Origin of the sequence: Streptomyces sp. NPDC059718, assembly GCF_042733315.1 — a bacterium.
Classification (GTDB): domain Bacteria; phylum Actinomycetota; class Actinomycetes; order Streptomycetales; family Streptomycetaceae; genus Actinacidiphila.
Map to the genome: position 1 here is coordinate 328341 of NZ_JBHWGA010000001.1, position 15412 is coordinate 343752.

Annotated in this window: 17 protein-coding genes and 1 riboswitch; of the genes, 8 read left to right on the plus strand and 9 right to left on the minus strand. The window is 73.9% G+C overall.

The genetic code is table 11. The annotated features are described in order from the left end of the window. Positions 1-29: 29 nt before the first annotated feature. The 3 genes from ACFV3E_RS01550 to thiO form a co-directional block, all read right to left on the minus strand. A complete protein-coding gene (locus tag ACFV3E_RS01550; protein WP_500532868.1) occupies positions 30-833 on the minus strand; it encodes a thiazole synthase in 804 nt (267 codons plus the stop codon). Between the two features lie 5 nt (positions 834-838). Beyond that, positions 839-1057: a sulfur carrier protein ThiS gene (gene thiS, locus ACFV3E_RS01555; RefSeq protein ID WP_500329873.1), complete on the minus strand. Its 219-nt coding sequence runs from the start codon at positions 1055-1057 to the stop codon at positions 839-841. After that, positions 1054-2202: a glycine oxidase ThiO gene (gene thiO / locus ACFV3E_RS01560; RefSeq protein ID WP_500532869.1), complete on the minus strand. Its 1149-nt coding sequence runs from the start codon at positions 2200-2202 to the stop codon at positions 1054-1056. Before thiO ends, thiS begins: the two co-directional genes overlap by 4 nt. Beyond that, a riboswitch (TPP riboswitch) is annotated at positions 2199-2312 on the minus strand. It overlaps the preceding gene by 4 nt. 127 nt (positions 2313-2439) lie before the next feature. Between thiO and ACFV3E_RS01565 the strand changes: the two genes are divergently transcribed. The 5 genes from ACFV3E_RS01565 to ACFV3E_RS01585 all read left to right on the plus strand — a co-directional run bounded on the left by ACFV3E_RS01565 (position 2440) and on the right by ACFV3E_RS01585 (position 6904). Beyond that, positions 2440-3600 carry an NAD(P)/FAD-dependent oxidoreductase gene (locus ACFV3E_RS01565; RefSeq protein WP_500532989.1) on the plus strand — a complete coding sequence of 387 codons (1161 nt, stop codon included), beginning with the start codon at positions 2440-2442 and terminating at the stop codon, positions 3598-3600. A gap of 100 nt (positions 3601-3700) precedes the next feature. Further along, on the plus strand, positions 3701-4066 hold the full coding sequence (locus tag ACFV3E_RS01570) for an Rv2175c family DNA-binding protein (RefSeq protein WP_499511381.1): 366 nt from the start codon (positions 3701-3703) through the stop codon (positions 4064-4066). Positions 4067-4113: 47 nt separating this feature from the next. Beyond that, positions 4114-4812: a thiamine phosphate synthase gene (gene thiE / locus ACFV3E_RS01575; protein WP_500532870.1), complete on the plus strand. Its 699-nt coding sequence runs from the start codon at positions 4114-4116 to the stop codon at positions 4810-4812. A 149-nt stretch (positions 4813-4961) separates the two neighbouring features. After that, entirely contained in the window at positions 4962-5879 is a 918-nt protein-coding gene (metF, locus tag ACFV3E_RS01580; protein ID WP_500532871.1) for a methylenetetrahydrofolate reductase [NAD(P)H], read from the plus strand. Between the two features lie 56 nt (positions 5880-5935). Beyond that, complete coding sequence (locus ACFV3E_RS01585) at positions 5936-6904, plus strand: hypothetical protein (protein ID WP_500532872.1); 969 nt, start codon at positions 5936-5938, stop codon at positions 6902-6904. A 21-nt stretch (positions 6905-6925) separates the two neighbouring features. Here the strand turns inward: ACFV3E_RS01585 and ACFV3E_RS01590 are convergent, their stop codons facing one another. From ACFV3E_RS01590 to ACFV3E_RS01615, 6 genes are all read right to left on the minus strand, one after another. Then, positions 6926-7093 carry a hypothetical protein gene (locus tag ACFV3E_RS01590; RefSeq protein WP_500532873.1) on the minus strand — a complete coding sequence of 56 codons (168 nt, stop codon included), beginning with the start codon at positions 7091-7093 and terminating at the stop codon, positions 6926-6928. 125 nt (positions 7094-7218) lie between these two features. Next, entirely contained in the window at positions 7219-8748 is a 1530-nt protein-coding gene (locus ACFV3E_RS01595) for a phytoene desaturase family protein (protein ID WP_500532874.1), read from the minus strand. A 10-nt stretch (positions 8749-8758) separates the two neighbouring features. Continuing rightward, entirely contained in the window at positions 8759-9373 is a 615-nt protein-coding gene (locus ACFV3E_RS01600; protein ID WP_500532875.1) for a DUF4126 domain-containing protein, read from the minus strand. Between the two features lie 289 nt (positions 9374-9662). Then, positions 9663-10274, minus strand: coding sequence for a TetR/AcrR family transcriptional regulator (locus ACFV3E_RS01605; protein ID WP_500370079.1), 612 nt, complete (start codon positions 10272-10274; stop codon positions 9663-9665). A 43-nt stretch (positions 10275-10317) separates the two neighbouring features. After that, positions 10318-12432: a YhgE/Pip family protein gene (locus ACFV3E_RS01610; RefSeq protein WP_500532876.1), complete on the minus strand. Its 2115-nt coding sequence runs from the start codon at positions 12430-12432 to the stop codon at positions 10318-10320. Continuing rightward, positions 12404-13153: an ATP-binding cassette domain-containing protein gene (locus ACFV3E_RS01615; protein WP_500532877.1), complete on the minus strand. Its 750-nt coding sequence runs from the start codon at positions 13151-13153 to the stop codon at positions 12404-12406. Before ACFV3E_RS01615 ends, ACFV3E_RS01610 begins: the two co-directional genes overlap by 29 nt. 202 nt (positions 13154-13355) lie before the next feature. Here ACFV3E_RS01615 and ACFV3E_RS01620 point away from each other — a divergent pair, with 202 nt between their 5' ends. The 3 genes from ACFV3E_RS01620 (at position 13356) to ACFV3E_RS01630 (ending at position 15350) form a co-directional block, all read left to right on the plus strand. Then, positions 13356-13847, plus strand: coding sequence for an SAV_6107 family HEPN domain-containing protein (locus tag ACFV3E_RS01620; RefSeq protein ID WP_500532878.1), 492 nt, complete (start codon positions 13356-13358; stop codon positions 13845-13847). Positions 13848-13934: 87 nt separating this feature from the next. Beyond that, the gene (locus ACFV3E_RS01625) at positions 13935-14705 is read left to right on the plus strand and encodes a methyltransferase (RefSeq protein WP_500532879.1); all 771 of its coding nucleotides are present in this window, start codon (positions 13935-13937) and stop codon (positions 14703-14705) included. A gap of 234 nt (positions 14706-14939) precedes the next feature. After that, complete coding sequence (locus ACFV3E_RS01630) at positions 14940-15350, plus strand: SCO2097 family morphological protein (RefSeq protein WP_500532880.1); 411 nt, start codon at positions 14940-14942, stop codon at positions 15348-15350. The last annotated feature ends 62 nt before the right edge of the window (positions 15351-15412 follow it).

The following is a 15412-nucleotide window of genomic DNA, read 5'->3' on the forward strand; positions in this document are numbered from 1 at the left end:
CAGGTCGCGGCCGGGTGCGCGGGCCACGGTCAGGAGGCGCCGAAGGCGGGGCGTTCGGGGTCGAACGTGGCGAGTCCCACAGCCGGGGAGGACGCGTTCGCGAGGTGGCGGCGGGGGATGCGGCCCGCCCGGTACGCCAGGCGCCCGGCGTCGACGGCGTGCCGCATGGCCTCGGCCATGAGCACCGGTTCCCTCGCCCGGGTGACGGCGGAGGCCAGCATGACGGCCGCGCAGCCCAGCTCCATCGCCAGGGCCGCGTCCGAGGCCGTCCCGGCACCCGCGTCCAGGATCACCGGCACCGTCGCCCGCTCGACGATCAACTCGAAGTTGTGCGGGTTGCGGATGCCGAGCCCCGATCCGATGGGTGAGCCCAGCGGCATGATCGCCGCGCAGCCAACGTCCTCCAGCTTCCGGGCGAGCACCGGGTCGTCGTTGGTGTACGGCAGCACGGTGAAGCCGTCGTCCACGAGGGTCTCCGCCGCGTCCAGCAGTTCCACCGGGTCGGGCAGCAGGGTGCGCTCGTCGGCGATGACCTCCAGCTTCACCCAGTCCGTGCCCAGCGCCTCACGCGCCAGGCGGGCGGTGAGGACGGCCTCGCCCGCGGTGTAGCACCCGGCGGTGTTCGGCAGCACGCGGATGCCGTGCCGGGCGAGCACGGACAGCACGGACCCCTTGACCGTGGGGTCCAGCCGCCGCATGGCGACCGTGGTCAGCTCGGTGCCGGAGGCCAGCAGCGCCTGCTCCATGACCTCCAGGCTGGGCGCTCCGCCCGTGCCCATGATCAGCCGGGATCCGAAGGCGGTGCCGCCGATGGTCAGCGGGTCGTCGGCCATGGGGGTCAGCCTCCCTGGACTGCGGTGAGGACCTCGACGCGGTCGCCGTCGCGGAGCGGGGTCGCCGGCCACTGGGCGCGGGGGACGACCGTCTCGTTGAGCGCGGCCGCCACTCCGGACGGGGCGACCGTCAGGGTCGCGACGAGGCGGTCGAGGGTGACGCCCTCGGCGACCTCCCGCGCCTCGCCGTTGACGGAGACGGACAGAAGGAGGGGCGCGGTCATGCGTGCTGCTCCTGGAGGGCGAAGCGGTCGGGGGAGAAGGGCCGGGCCTGCGCGGGGACCTCCGACCCGGTGAGGACCTCGGCCATCACGTCGCCGGTCAGCGGGGTCAGCAGCACGCCGTTGCGGTGGTGGCCGGTGGCCAGCACCAGTCCGTCCAGCGCGCCGCGGCCGAGCACCGGGGCGTTGTCGGGCGTGCCGGGGCGCAGGCCCGCCTGCGTCTCGGTCAGCGGGAGTTCGGTGATGCCGGGGAGCAATTCATGGGCGTCGCGGAGCAGTTCGTACACCCCGCCGGCGGTGACGGTGGTGTCCCAGCCCATCTCCTCGCTGGTGGCGCCGACGACCAGCTCGCCGTTCTCGCGCGGCACCAGGTAGACGTGACCGCCGCGCACCACGGCCCGTACCGTCCGCGACAGGAACGGCGCGTAGGCCGCCGGCACCCGCAGCCGCAGCACCTGCCCCTTCACCGGCCGTACGGGCGGCAGCGCCCGTGCGGGCAGCCCCCCGACCCGGCCGCTGAGGCTCCCGGCGGCGAGCACCACCTGCCCGGCGGCGATCCGGGTGCCGTCCTCCAGGACCACCCCGTGGGCGCGGTCGCCCGTGACGTCCACCCGCGCCACCCGCGACCGCCGGAACTCCACCCCGGACAGCTCGCAGGCGCGCACCAGCGCCGCGGCCAGCCGCCTCGGGTCGATCTGGTGGTCGCCGTCGACCCGCAGCCCGCCGTGCACGCCGGGGGCGAGCATCGGCTCCAGGCGGCGGCACTCGCGGCCGCTGAGCCACTGCGACGCCAGGCCCAAGGACTCCTGGAAGGAGTGAAGTTCGCGCAGCTGCGCCCGGTCGTCGGCGTCGAGGGCGACGGCGAGGGTGCCGCACGTGCGGTAGCCGAGGTCGAGCCCCGTCGTCTCCTCCAGCTCGGCCACGAAGGACGGATAGCGGCGCGCCGCCGCGAGGTTGAGCTCCAGCAGCGGCTGCTCGCCGTACTGCACCTCCGTGACCGGCGCCAGCATCCCCGCGGCCACCCGGGCGGCCCCGCCGCCCGGTTCGGGGTCGGCGACCGCCGTGCGCAGGCCACGCCCGCGGGCCCGCCACGCGGTGACCAGTCCGATGATCCCGCCGCCGACCACGACGACGTCATGACGGTGCATGATGTTCCCGCTCCTCCCTTCGCCGGCATGACCCGGATCAGGTTCGTACGGTCGGCGGCCGCTCCAGCCGCCCTCTCAGCCCGGTGCGCCGGGCTCCCGCGAGTGCTCCCGAACCACCTTAGTACGCGCCATCCGCGGCGAGTAGGGCACCGGTACCGGCGGGCGGCGCCCCCGCGGCGTTACGGTGATCACGTGACCAGCAGCAGCGAGCAGCGCGTCGTCGTCGTCGGGGCCGGGATGGCCGGAGTGCAGACCGCCGTGTCCCTGCGCGAGCAGGGCTGGGGCGGGACGATCACGCTGATCGGCGCGGAGCCGCACGCCCCCTACGACCGGCCGCCGCTGTCCAAGGGCGTGCTCTTCGGCGCCGAGGAGGGCCCGGCGCTGGACGTCGACTTCGCCGGGATCGACGTCGAACTGCTGCTCGGGCGGCACGCGAGCGCCCTGCGTCCCGGGGAGCGGCAGGTCCACACCGACGCCGGCCCGGTCGGCTACGACAAGCTCGTCCTGGCCAGCGGCGCCGAGCCGGTCATGCTGCCGGGCAGCGAGGGCACGCCGGGCGTGCACGTGCTGCGCACCCTGGACGACGCCACCGCGCTGCGCCCGGTGCTGGAGAACCGGCACCGGGTCGTGGTGGTCGGCGCGGGCTGGATCGGCGCCGAGTTCGCCACCGCGGCACGTCACGCCGGGTGCGAGGTGACCGTCGTCGAGGCCGCCGACCACCCGCTCGCCGGGGTGCTGCCCGAGCACATCGCCGAACGGATGCGCGGCTGGTACGCGGAGGAGGGCGTGGAGCTGCGCACCGGCGCGGTCGTCTCCTCCGTCGAGCCGGGCGCGGTGCGCCTGGCCGACGGCAGCGTGCTCGCCGCAGAGGCGGTCGTCATCGGGATCGGCGCCCGGCCCGCCACCGGGTGGCTGGCCGGCTCCGGCGTCGAGCTGGGGCCGGACCGCTCGGTCCTCGCCGACGACCGGCTGCGCACCTCGGTGCCGGACGTGTACGCCGTGGGGGACTGCGCCTCCTTCCCGTCGGCGCGGTACGGGGAGCGGCTGCTGATCCACCACTGGGACAACGCCGTGCAGGGGCCGCGCACGGCCGCCGCGAACATCCTGGGCGGCGACGAGCCCTACGACCCCGTCCCCTACTTCTGGTCGGAGCAGTTCGGGCGTTTCGTGCAGTACGCCGGGTACCACGTGGACTCCGACCGCATGCTGCTGCGCGGGGACCCGGACGGGCCCGCCTGGTCGGTGCTGTGGCTGCGCGACGGCCAGCTGGTCGCGCTGTTCGCCGTCGGCCGGCCCCGCGACCTGGCGCAGGCCCGCAAACTCATCGCCCGCGGCGTCCACCTCGACGACGCCCTGGCCGCCGACCCGGCGGTGCAGCTCCGGGCGGCGGTCCTCTGACGCCCGTGGTGGTGTCGGAGGCGTAGCGGACCCGTCAGGACGGAGCAACGGGTGGCCTGAGCGGTTCCATGGTGTCGGTCCGGGATGGCACGCTTGTCCTGTGACCGAGATCGACGCAAAGATTGACTCCCTCGTCCCCTCCTGGCTGTACGTCCCCGATGTCGCCGAGCGCCTCGGCGTGGAGGTGACCCGGGTCCGCCAGCTCATCAAGGAGGGCCAGCTCATCGCCGTGCGCCGCGGTGAGAACCGGGTGCTGATGATCCCCGCCGACTTCATCGGCGAGGAGAAGATCGTGAAGGGCCTCGCGGGTACCCTCACCCTGCTCAAGGACGACGGGTTCAGCGACGAAGAGACCCTGGAGTGGCTGTTCACCCCGGACGAGAGCCTGCCCGGCACCCCCGTCCAGGCCCTGCGCGACAACCGCGGCACCGAGGTGAAGCGCCGCGCCCAGGCACTCGCCGTCTGACCGAACGACCCGCCACCGCCGCAGCCACCCGAGGGGGACCCGCCCGTATGAGCACGCGTACGAGCACGAGCACGAGCACGAGCACCAGTACGGGCATCCGCGCCCAGCTCGCCGACGCCCGGCTCTACCTGTGCACCGACGCGCGCAAGCGCCACGGCGGCCTGGAGGAGTTCGCGGCGTTCGCGGACGCCGTGCTGGCCTCCGGGGTCGACGTCGTCCAGCTGCGCGACAAGAGCCTGGAGGCCCGCGAGGAGCTGGAGTACCTCGCGGCCCTCTCGGAGGAGTGCGGACGGCACGGCAGGCTGCTCGCGGTGAACGACCGCGCCGACGTGGCGCACGCCGCCGGGGCGGACGTCCTGCATCTGGGCCAGGGCGACCTGCCCGTGCCGGCCGCCCGCGCGCTTCTCGGCGACGAGGTGATCATCGGGCGGTCCTGCCATTCCGAGGCCGAGGCGACCGCGGCCGCCGTGGAGCCCGGTGCGGACTACTTCTGCACCGGGCCGGTGTGGCCCACCCCGACCAAGCCCGGCCGGGCCGCGCCGGGCCTCGACCTGGTCCGGTACGCGGCGGACCTGGGCACGGACCGGCCGTGGTTCGCCATCGGCGGGATCGACCTTTCCAACGTGGAGCAGGTGCTCGACGCCGGGGCCCGCCGGATCGTGGTCGTACGGGCCGTCACCGAGGCGGCCGACCCGGGTGCCGCGGCGGCCGAGCTGGCCAAGCGGGTGCGCTCCTACGAGGACTGAGCGAGGGCCGGGCGACGGCGGAGCGGTGGCCCGCAGGGGGCGGGCGCCGTGCGCGGCCGTCTCGCGCCGCGAGTGCGGGATGTCCAAGGAGTGGACATTTGGGCGTCGTCTGTTGGGACGGCCCAGTACTCGCCGATAGCCTGAGGCGCATGGCCCTCGGAACCGCCTCCACCAGGACCGATCACGCGGTCACCATCCGTGAGCTGCTGGCCTCCGGCGAGCGCTCGTACTCCTTCGAGTTCATGGCGCCGAGGACCGAGAAGGGCGAGCGGACCCTGTGGAACGCGATCCGCCGCATCGAGGCGGTGGGCCCCACCTTCGTCTCCGTCACCTACGGCGCGGGCGGCAAGTCCCGCGAAGGCACGGTCCGGGCGACCGAGCGGATCGCCTCCGACACCACCCTGACCCCGGTGGCGCACCTGACCGCGGTCGACCACTCCGTCGCCGAGCTGCGCAACATCATCGGCCAGTACGCGGACGCGGGCATCCGCAACATGCTCGCGCTGCGCGGCGACCCGCCCGGCGACCCCATGGGGGAGTGGCTGCGGCACCCGGAGGGCGTCGACTACGCCTACGAACTGGTCCGGCTCATCAAGGAGTCGGGCGACTTCTGCGTGGGTGTCGCCGCCTTCACCGAGATGCACCCCCGTTCGACCGACTGGGAAAGTGATACGCGTCACTTCGTCGAGAAGTGCCGGGCCGGCGCGGACTACGCCATCACCCAGATGTTCTTCAACGCCGAGGACTACCTGCGCCTGCGTGACCGCGTCGGGAAGGTGGGCTGCGAGACCCCGATCATCCCCGAGATCATGCCGGTCACGAACGTGAAGCAGATCGAGCGCTTCGCCCAGCTCGGCAACGCGCCTTTCCCGCAGGAGCTCGCGGACCGTATCCTCGCGGTCAAGGACGATCCGGCCGCGGTGCGGGCGATCGGGGTCGAGTACGCGACCGAGATGTGCCGGCGGCTGATGGCCGAGGACATCCCGGGGCTGCACTTCATTACCCTTAATCACTCCACGGCGTCGTTGGAAATCTACGAGAATCTGGGACTGCACCAGAGGTCGTGAGGGCGGACCCGCCGCCCCAGTGGGCCGACGACGGTGAACGGTGAGGAAGTGCGCTCATGGCCTACACAGTGCTCTACATCGCCTTCGGGGTGGTCGCGCTGTGGCTGCTCGGTGAAGTGCTCCTGCAGTACAAGGCGCGGCTGAGATGGCGTCTGCTGGCCTTCGCGGGGTTCCTTGGTGTCGTCCTGGGCGTCTACCTGCCCTCGGTCCTCGTCATCGTGGTCGGTGCCGTCGCCTTCGGCGCGGGCCAGACCTTCGTCACGCTCTCCTACCGCCGCGGCTTCGTCGAGGGATGGGCGCTGCGGTCCCCCAAGGAGGGCGCCGACGACGAGGAAGACGAGGAGGCGCCGCCGCTGCCACGCCGTGCCGCCGGCCGCCGCGGCCGGGGCGCGCAGCGTGACGAACTGCCGGACGACGGCCTGACGACGCCGTACGAGGAGCCCGCGGGCGACACTCCGGCCGGTGCGGGCGTCGGGCAGTCCTACGACAGCTACGCCGCCGCCGGCCCGGCCGCGGCGGCACCCGCCGGGATGGACTCCACGCAGGTCTATCAGCCCATGCCCCTGCACGAGGACAGCGGCGAGTACCCGATGTACAACGGGCAGCCGAACTACGCCCAGGACCCGTACGCGGGCGCCGGTTACCAGGACTACGCCGCCACCACCGGCTACGGCGACTGGAACGGCGGCCAGCAGCAACAGCAGCCCGCCGCCGCCTCGTACGACGCGTACGGACAGCAGCAGCAGACCGGCGGCTGGGAGCAGCAGCAGACGGCGGCCTACGGCACCTACGCGGGCGGCTACCAGGACCCGTACCAGGGGCAGGGCCAGGGTCAGGGGCAGGGGCAGGGCACCCAGCAGCAGTACGGCTACGAGACCCCGGCGGGCGGCGTGTGGGTGCCGCAGCAGGGCGGGGAGCAGCAGCCCTACGTCCCGCAGCAGCAGAACACCTACGACCAGCAGGGCCAGCAGCAGGGGCAGCAGCAGGGCCAGTACGACCCGTACGACCCCTACCGCTACAACTAGCGACCGCGGGCCGCGGACCCGTCAGCCGAAGCCGACCCGCTCCAGCCGGAAGTCCAGCAGCCCGGCGTCGCCGAGGACCTCCACGTCCTCGGCGGCGACGGTCCGCCGCCGGTGGACGAGGAGCAGAAGTCCGAGCAGCGGGCCGCGCACCGCGACGGCAGCCTTCTCGCCCCCGAGGTGCCGCAGCAACGGGGGGCAGCGGGGAGGCCAGGTCCGCGCCCTCCGGCACGGAACCCGGCGACTCGGTCTGCGCGACGATCTCGCAGCAGAGGCGGTAGGGGGCGCCACCGCTGTCCGGGCGCGGGACGCGTGTCTCAGCGGCTGCCGCCGGGACCGCCCGCTATGAGGTCGGCGGCGATGGCACCGGACATGCCGGTGTGGGCGAGGCCGCCACCGGGGTGGGACCAGCCGCCCACCAGATACAGACCGGGGACGAGGAGCCGGTTGCCGGGGTGCAGATGCGCCCCGTCCGCGCCGGCCAGGGCGGGGCGGGGGAGCCGGCCGCCCGGGGTGCCCGTCTCCTCCTCGGTGTCGGCGGGCGTGTGCACCGCCCGCCACAGCAGGCGGTCCGTCAGATCGGGCAGGACCGCGGCCGCGGCCTCCTGCGCCGCGTCCGCGACGCGCTCGGCCGGACCCGGCGCCCGCCAGTCCACCCCCGACGGGCCGTGGGGCGGGACCGTGACGCTCAACGTGACCGACTCCGAGGCGTCGTCGGGCCGCAAGGTGTCGTCGTCGGGGCGCAGCACCGTGACCGTCGGGCGGTCGTACAGCTCGCCCCGCGACAGTGCGGCCGCCTCGGCCTCCAGGTCGGCGGTGTGGACGACCGTACGGTGCACGGCGTCCGAGGGCCGGGCCCCGCGCAGCGCCAGACAGACCGTGAGGCGCCCGGGGCCCTCGCAGCGGGGGCCGGGACCGATGCCGTCCCACACGCGGTCGGCGCCCCGGACGCCCCGGGCGCCGTGCGCCAGCAGCGGGGGCAGCAGCCACGGGGCGACACCGGCGACGACCGTGTCGGCCTCCACCCTTGTGCCGTCGGCGAGTTCGAGACCGGCCGCGCGGCCGTCCTTCTCCACGATCCCCGCGACCCCGGCCCCGAAATGGAACTCCACCCTCCGCGCCACGCACCGGGCGTGCACGGCGTCGGCCAGCGCCCGCATGCCGCCGCGTACGTACCAACTGCCGAAGGTCTGCTCCAGGTACGGCAGCACGGTGGCGCTGCCGGGCGCGGTGCGCGGGTCGAAGCCGTACGCCAGGGCGTAGGAGCCGAGCAGCGCGGCGAGCCGAGGATCGTCCAGTTCGCGCCGGCCGACGTCGGCCAGGGTGGGCGCGCCGCGCCGGAACAGCCCCCGTCGCACGGGAGGCGCCGGATACGGATCGCGGCCGAGCGCGGCCGGGTCGCCGGCGAGCGCGTCCTCCAGCAGGGGGCGGCGCGTGGCGTCCCACACCTCCCGGGCCCGCACCAGCAGCTCGCTCCAGCGCTCGCCCGCGCCGGTGCCGAGCGCCGCGTCCAGGGCCGCGACGACCCCGCCGCGGGACGCGTTGGGCAGCGACACGGACGCGCCGTCGGAGAAGACGTGGCGGCTCGCCGGATCGACCTGGCGCAGCGCGACGCTGTCCTCCAGGCTCTCCCTGCCGGTCTTGACGAACAGGTCGCGGTAGACGGCGGGCAGGTGCAGCAGGCCCGGGCCGGTGTCGAACCCGAAACCCGCGCGCTCCAGTCGCCGCACCCCGCCCCCGTGGGTGCCGGCCCGCTCGTACACCGCCACCCGGTGCCCGCCGGTGGCGAGCCGGGCGGCGGCAGCCATGGCGCCCATCCCCGCGCCGATCACCGCAATCCGTGCCATGAACGGGACTCTAACCCCAGCCACCGACAACGCCGCGACCGGCCTTGCGGCGTTCCCTGCGGGCCTTCCAGCGCTGCCAGGCACGGCGGATCCGCGACAGTATGAAGATCACCGTGATGACGCCCAGCACGAGCAGCACGGCCGCGATGCAGGCCGCGGCCACCGGGTGGAAGAGCGCGAAGACGATGATCGCGGCGACGCCGACGTCCTCCGCGAGGCTGATCACGATGTTGCTCACGGGCTCCGGCGAGGTGTTGACGCCCAAGCGGAGCCCGGCTTTCACCAGATGGCTCACCAGCGCCGTCGTCCCGCCGACCGCGCCCGCGGCGAGCTGCGGCAGCGAGCCGTCCTGCCCGGCCAGCAGGGCCGCAACCACGCCCCCGGCGACCGGCCGGATCGCGGTGTGCACGGCGTCCCACGTGGTGTCGACGTAGGGGATCTTGTCCGCGACCGCCTCGCAGAGGAACAGGATCCCCGCGGCGATCAGCACGTCGGTTCGCTCCAGGGCGGGCGGCACCTGGTCGCTGACGCCCGTGGCGCCCATCAGGCCCAGCAGGAAGACCACGGCGTAGGCGTTGATCCCGCTCGCCCAGCCGCTGGTGAACACGAGCGGAAGTACCGACATGGGCCGTGATGCTACCGAAGCCCTGGAAAACCACCGCGGCCTTTGAGCGATACGACCCGGTCATGAGTACCTGTACTCAGACCCCCACTTGAGTACCCGCACGGATGAGCGCGGGGCGGCCCGGACGCCAAGGTGGAGGCAACGGAAGGGCACGGCACCGGCACCGCCGACACGGGGCGGCGGAACGGCGCGGCGCCCGGCCGGAGCGGGGGTGCACGGCGGAGCGCCGTCCTGGAACGGCCCGACGGGGGATCGGGCCGCGCCGGGACGGCGCGCCGTCGTGCCGCGCTCAGGTGCGGGCGTGCCCCGCGACCCGTCCCTGCAGGAGCCGCGACAGGGCCGCGTGCACGTCGTCGATCGACCGCTCGGGCTGGAAGGACAGCCAGTCCAGCGCCGCGACGAGCACCATCCCGAAGAGAGCGGCCGCCGTGAGCGGCACGTCGATCTCGTCGCTGAGTTCGCCCGCCGTCACCGCGTCGTGCAGCGTCTGCTCGACGACCGCGACCGCCTCCTTGCGCAGCACCATGAGCGTGTCCTGCCAGGCGCGGTTGGTCCGCCACAGCTCTGCCACGTACAGCTGCGTGAAGGACGGGTACTCGGCGATGAAGGCGAGGCCGGCCCGGATCATCGCGTCGATCGCGTCCACGTGGCTGCCGCCGCGGGCCGTGACGCCCGCCCCCGCCTCCCGCAGGGAGGCCGTCAGCAGGCCGACGCCGTGCCGCAGCAGTTCCTCGAAGAGCTCGTTCTTGCTGGCGAAGTTGTAGTAGACGGTGCCCTTGGCCACCCCGGCGCGCTCGGCGATCTCGTCGACCGTGGTGGCGGAGAAGCCCTGCTCGGCGATGAGCGTGACCGCGGCCTGGAAGAGCTTCTGCCGGGTGGCCTGCCGTCGTGCACTGTTCATGACGACGATTGTCTACGGTCCGGGCGCCCGGTTCCGTGCGGCCTCACAGGGACAGCTCCGGATGCAACCGGTCCAGCGTCCACACCTGCTTGCGGCGGGCCGCCACCGCGGTCAGCGCCAGCGCGCCCGCGGTGAAGGCGAGCAGCACCAGGACCGCCCGCCACACCGGCCAGAGCCCGCCGCCCGTGATGAGGTGGCGCAGCCCCTCGACGACGTAGGTCATCGGCAGGAAGGGGTGGATCGCGTTGAAGAAGCCGGGGCTGGTCTGCACCGGGTAGGTGCCGCCCGCCGAGGTCAGCTGCAGCATGAGCAGCGCCAGCACCAGCACGCGTCCCGCCGGCCCGAAGCGGGCGTTGAGCCACTGCACGATGGCGGCGAAGCAGGCGGTCACCAGCACGAGGAAGCCGACCGTCCCGGCCGACCGCACCATCTGCAGGCCGATCGCCCAGTGCAGCACCGCCATCAGGGCCAGTGTCTGCAGCACCCCTATGGCGAGCACCGGCAGCCAACCGGCCACCGCGATCCGCCAGGCGGGGGCGCCCGCGGCCATGGCGCGCCTGCTGAGCGGCGTCAGCAGCATGTAGGCGACCATCGCGCCGACCCACAGGGACAGCGGGATGAAGTAGGGGGCGAAGCCCGTCCCGTAGTTGGGCGCCTTGTGCAGCGACTGCGCGGCGAGCCGGACCGGGTCGGCCATCACCTCGGTGCGGTCGGCGCGCTCCGCGCCGTCGTAGTCCGGGATCCGGGACGCGCCGTCGTGCAGGCCGTCGGCGAGCTGACCGCTGCCGTCGGTGAGCCGGGTCAGACCGGTCGTCAGCTGGTTGCTGCCGTCCGACAGCCGGTACATCCCGCCCGCCAGGGTGTCGGCTCCCGAGGCCAGGTCCCGGAGCCCGGCGTCGAGGGCGCCCGCGCCGTCCGACGCCGTCCGCAGCCCCTTCGCCACCTTGTGGGCGCCCGCGTTGAGCCGGTTGACACCGTCGACGGCGTTCTGCAGCTTCGTGGCGAGCGCCGGGTCCGACAGCGCCACGGCCGCCGAGTGCAGCGTGCCGAGGTCGTCGCGGAGGTCGTCGAGGGCGGCGGAGTGCCCCTGCACGTAGGCGTCGAGACGGGCGGCGACGCCTGCCACCTCGTCGGCGGCGTCGACGGCCTTCTTCAGCGTCCGGCACTGGGGGGTGACGGCGCCCAGCGGGCACTGCTCGGCGTAGGCGTCGTGGATCCCGGCGGCGGCCGCCTCGGCGTCGCGGGCCGCCCGCGCCGACTGCCGCGGCAGGTCGCCGATGCCGTCACGGGCGGCCTGCGAGCCGCGGGCGACGACCCGGGCCACCGCGTTGATCTCCTTGACGTGCTGCTTGACGAAGGTCAGTTCGTCCGAGGCGCCGTTGACCTTGTCGGCCAGTGCCTGGGTCCCCGAGGCGACCTGACCGGCGCCGCTGTCGAGCGCTCCCAGCCCGCCGGCCAGCGAACTGCTGCCCTTCTTCGCCGTGTGCAGGCCGCCGGCCAGTCGGCGCGCGCCGTCCTCGGCGGTGGATATGCCGTCACCGAGCCTCTTGGAGCCGGTCCGGGCCGAGCCCGCGCCCTTGGTGACGTCGTCCGCGCCGTCGGCGGCCCTGACGGTCTCGTCGTGGAGGTCGGAGAAGGCCACGAAGATCCGGTCGTAGAAGTCCCTCGACGCCTTGGTGGAGGCGGCGGACCGCACTTCGGAGAAGACCGTGCGGGAGATCTGCCCCACGACGTAGTTGTTCGCGTCGTTGGTGCGCACCTGGAGCGCGCCGGTACGCGGGTGGTCGCCGGAACTCGATGCGACGCGCGCGCTGAAGTCCCCCGGGATGGTCAGCGACAGGTAGTACGTGCCGTCCTCGACGCCCCTGGCCGCCTCGGCGGCACTGGTCTCGCGCCAGTCGAAGGTGTCGCTCTCCCGCAGGCCGTCCACGATGGAGTCGCCCGCGGCGAGCCGTTGCCCGTTCACGGTGGTGCCCTGGTCGGCGTTCACCAGGGCGACGGGGATCTTGTCCAGCCGCCCGTAGGGGTCCCAGAAGGACCACAGGTACAGGGCGCCGTAGAGCAGCGGCAGGAGCAGCAGCGACACCATGGCCGCGCGGGGCAGCCGCCCCCTGCCGAACTTCCTCAGCTCAAGCGCTGCCAGCCTCGGCGTGCGCATCGGCCGCCCCCTCCTCGTCGTCGGTCTTCGTGTCGGTTTCCGCGGCGGTTTCCGTGGCGGGCGGCCGGGTGCGCACCACCACGGCGTCCTCCGGAGCCTGGGAGCACACCGCCAGCACGGTCGTGCCGCCCGCGGCGACGGCCCGCAGCATCGCCCAGGCCTCCTCGCGTTCCGCCGGGGCCAGCTTGTGGTCGGCGTCGTCCACCGCCAGCACCTTGGGGCGGGCCAGCAGCGCGAGGGCGGTGCCCAGACGCAGGGCCTCGAGCCGCTCCAGGTCCCGGGCGGCGGTGCGCTCGGCCTTGGGCAGCGTCGACAGGTCCAGCCCGGCCGCCGTCAGCGCCTCGTCGACGCGCGCCCTGTCCGTCGCGCCGGGCCGCACCAGTTCGCGCAGCGAGCCGCCGAACCGCCGCTGCAGCAGCACGCGTTCCCGAAGGTGCTCGCCGACGGTGAGGGCCGGGTCGAGTTCCGCGACCCCGGTGACGGGGCCGAGCGCCGCGACGCGGCGGACCGCGGCGAGCTGTTTGGGCAACGTGAGCCCGGCCACCTCGGCCCGGCCCTCCGTGGCGCGCATGCGCCCGGTCAGCGACAGCAGCAGACAGGTGCGGCCCGAGCCGGAGGCACCCTCGACGGCGACCAGGCCGCCCGCCGGCGCGGTGAAGGTGACGTCCCGGAACACCCGGCCCCGGGGCCCCCTGAGCCCGAACCCCTCCGCGGTGATCACTCGCCCGCCCCCATTCTCCTTTGTACTGACTGGTCAGTGCAAAAACACTAACGCATGGCGCCACCGGACCGCGAATCCAGGGGCGTTGTCCGGCCACCGCGACCGTTTGTGCAGGTCAGCGCGATTGTCAGAGGTGTGCTTCACGATGAGTGGCGAAGGTCAGGAACTGTCGGACACGTCATGCGAAGACAGGAGGAACGTGATGACCGTGCCAGCCCGCAGGGCCGCCGTCGCCGGCGGCAGTGCCGCCGACGTCCACCCCGTGCTGCGCAAGGCCACCGCCCCCGCGGCCGCCCTCGACCTGCTCGTCCAGGCCCGGCGGGGGCTCGATGAGGCCGCCGTCATGGAGACCCCCAACGACCGTTTCGCCACCGCCCACTTGGCCGCCCTGCGCACCGCGGCCGCCGTCCTCGCCGTGCGCGGCCGCCCCGAACCCACCAGGCGGCGCCGGCGGCGGATACGCAGTGCCTGGGAGGTACTGCCCGAGGTCGCGCCCGAACTGGCCGAGTGGAGCGCCCTGTTCGAGGCGGGAGCCCGTCAGCGGGCCCGCGCCGAGGCCGGCATCCAGGGCGCGGTCAGCCCCCGGGAGGCCGACGACCTCGTCCGTGCGACGGGGATGTTCCTGCGGCTCGTGGAGCGCCTGCTGGTGCTGCAGCCCGTGCTGGACCGGCCGCAGACCGGCCGTCCCGCTTGATCGGCCGCCGGGCGGCGGCCCACTAGAGTGGGTCCCAGGCTGGGCCGACCGGTCCCCTGCCCCGTCCGTCCGCGAGGAGCCGTCCGCATGTCCCGTCCAGGAGGGGCCGAACCGCTGCGGCCCCGCGCAGCCCTGCGTACCGCCGTGGTCTGGGAGGTCCTGCGCGATGCGCTGGACCGGCAGGCCAAGGCCGCCGGACGGGACGTCCTCGACGTGCTCGACACCGGTGGCGGCACCGGCAACTTCGCGGTACCCGTGGCCAGTCTGGGTCACCGGGTGACCGTGGTCGACCCCAGTCCCGACGCGCTCTTCGCCCTCGAACGCCGCGCGGCGGAGGCAGGCGTCACCGAACGTGTCCGCGGGGTGCAGGGCGACGCCCACGGCCTGCTCGACGTCGTGCCGGCCGGCAGCCACGACGTCGTGCTCTGCCACGGCGTGCTGGAGTACGTGGACGACCCCGCCGAGGGCGTGCGCAACGCCGCCGGCACCCTGCGCGCCTCCGGCGCCCTCAGCCTGCTCGCCGCCAGTCGTCACGGGGCCGTGCTCGCCCGGGCGCTCGCCGGTCACTTCGGCGAGGCCCGGCACACCCTGGACGACCCCGACGGCCGCTGGGGCGAGGGCGATCCGGTGCCCCGCCGCTTCACCGTGGGCGAGCTGACCGCGCTGGTCGCCGACGCCGGGCTGCGGGTCGGATCGGTGCACGGCGTCCGGGTCTTCGCCGACCTCGTCCCCGGCGTCCTGGTGGACACCGAACCGGGCGCGATGGACGCTTTGCTGAGGCTGGAACTGGCCGCCGCCGAGCAGCCCGCGTTCCACGCCGTGGCGACCCAGTTGCACGTGCTGGCCGAGCGCGGCTGAGCCGGAACGGGGGGCGCTTCCCCTTGCCTCTTCCGGTCACCCACCGGGAGGAGTCCGTCACACGCCCCCCGATTCCCGGTTCAGGGCCTTATGCTGGCATGACGTGGCGTTCGACGGGGAAAACACCCCCCGTCGGATTGGCGTAGTGGGGCGGGTTTCACGGGGGCGATTCCCTGCCTATCCTGGAAGGGTCGTACCGGTCGCTCCCCCGCGACCGACGAGGAGGAGGACTCCGTGCCGCTCTCGGAGCACGAGCAGCGCATGCTCGAGCAGATGGAGCGAGCGCTGTACGCCGAAGATCCCAAGTTCGCGTCGGCGCTTGAGGGAAGCGGGCTGCGCACCTACACCAGGCGGCGCGTCTACCTGGCTGTGGCGGGCTTCCTGGTGGGCATCGGGCTGTTGATGGGCGGCATGATCGCCCAGCAGCCCTGGATCAGTGTCGTGGGCTTCCTCGTGATGCTCGGCTGTGCCGTTCTCGCCGTCACCGGCTGGCGCCGTGCCGCCAAACCGGGTGCGGCCCCCGCTCCCGCGGGGAACTCCCCGCAGGGTGCCGCCGGACGGGGCCGTCGCCACCAGCCGCGGCGCAAGATGATGGACCGCATCGAGGAGCGCTGGCAGCGGCGCCGCGACGAACAGGGCCACTGACACACAGACCAAGACGAAGGGGGCGGGGTTCCGGTCGGAACCCCGCCCCCTTCGCCATGCCG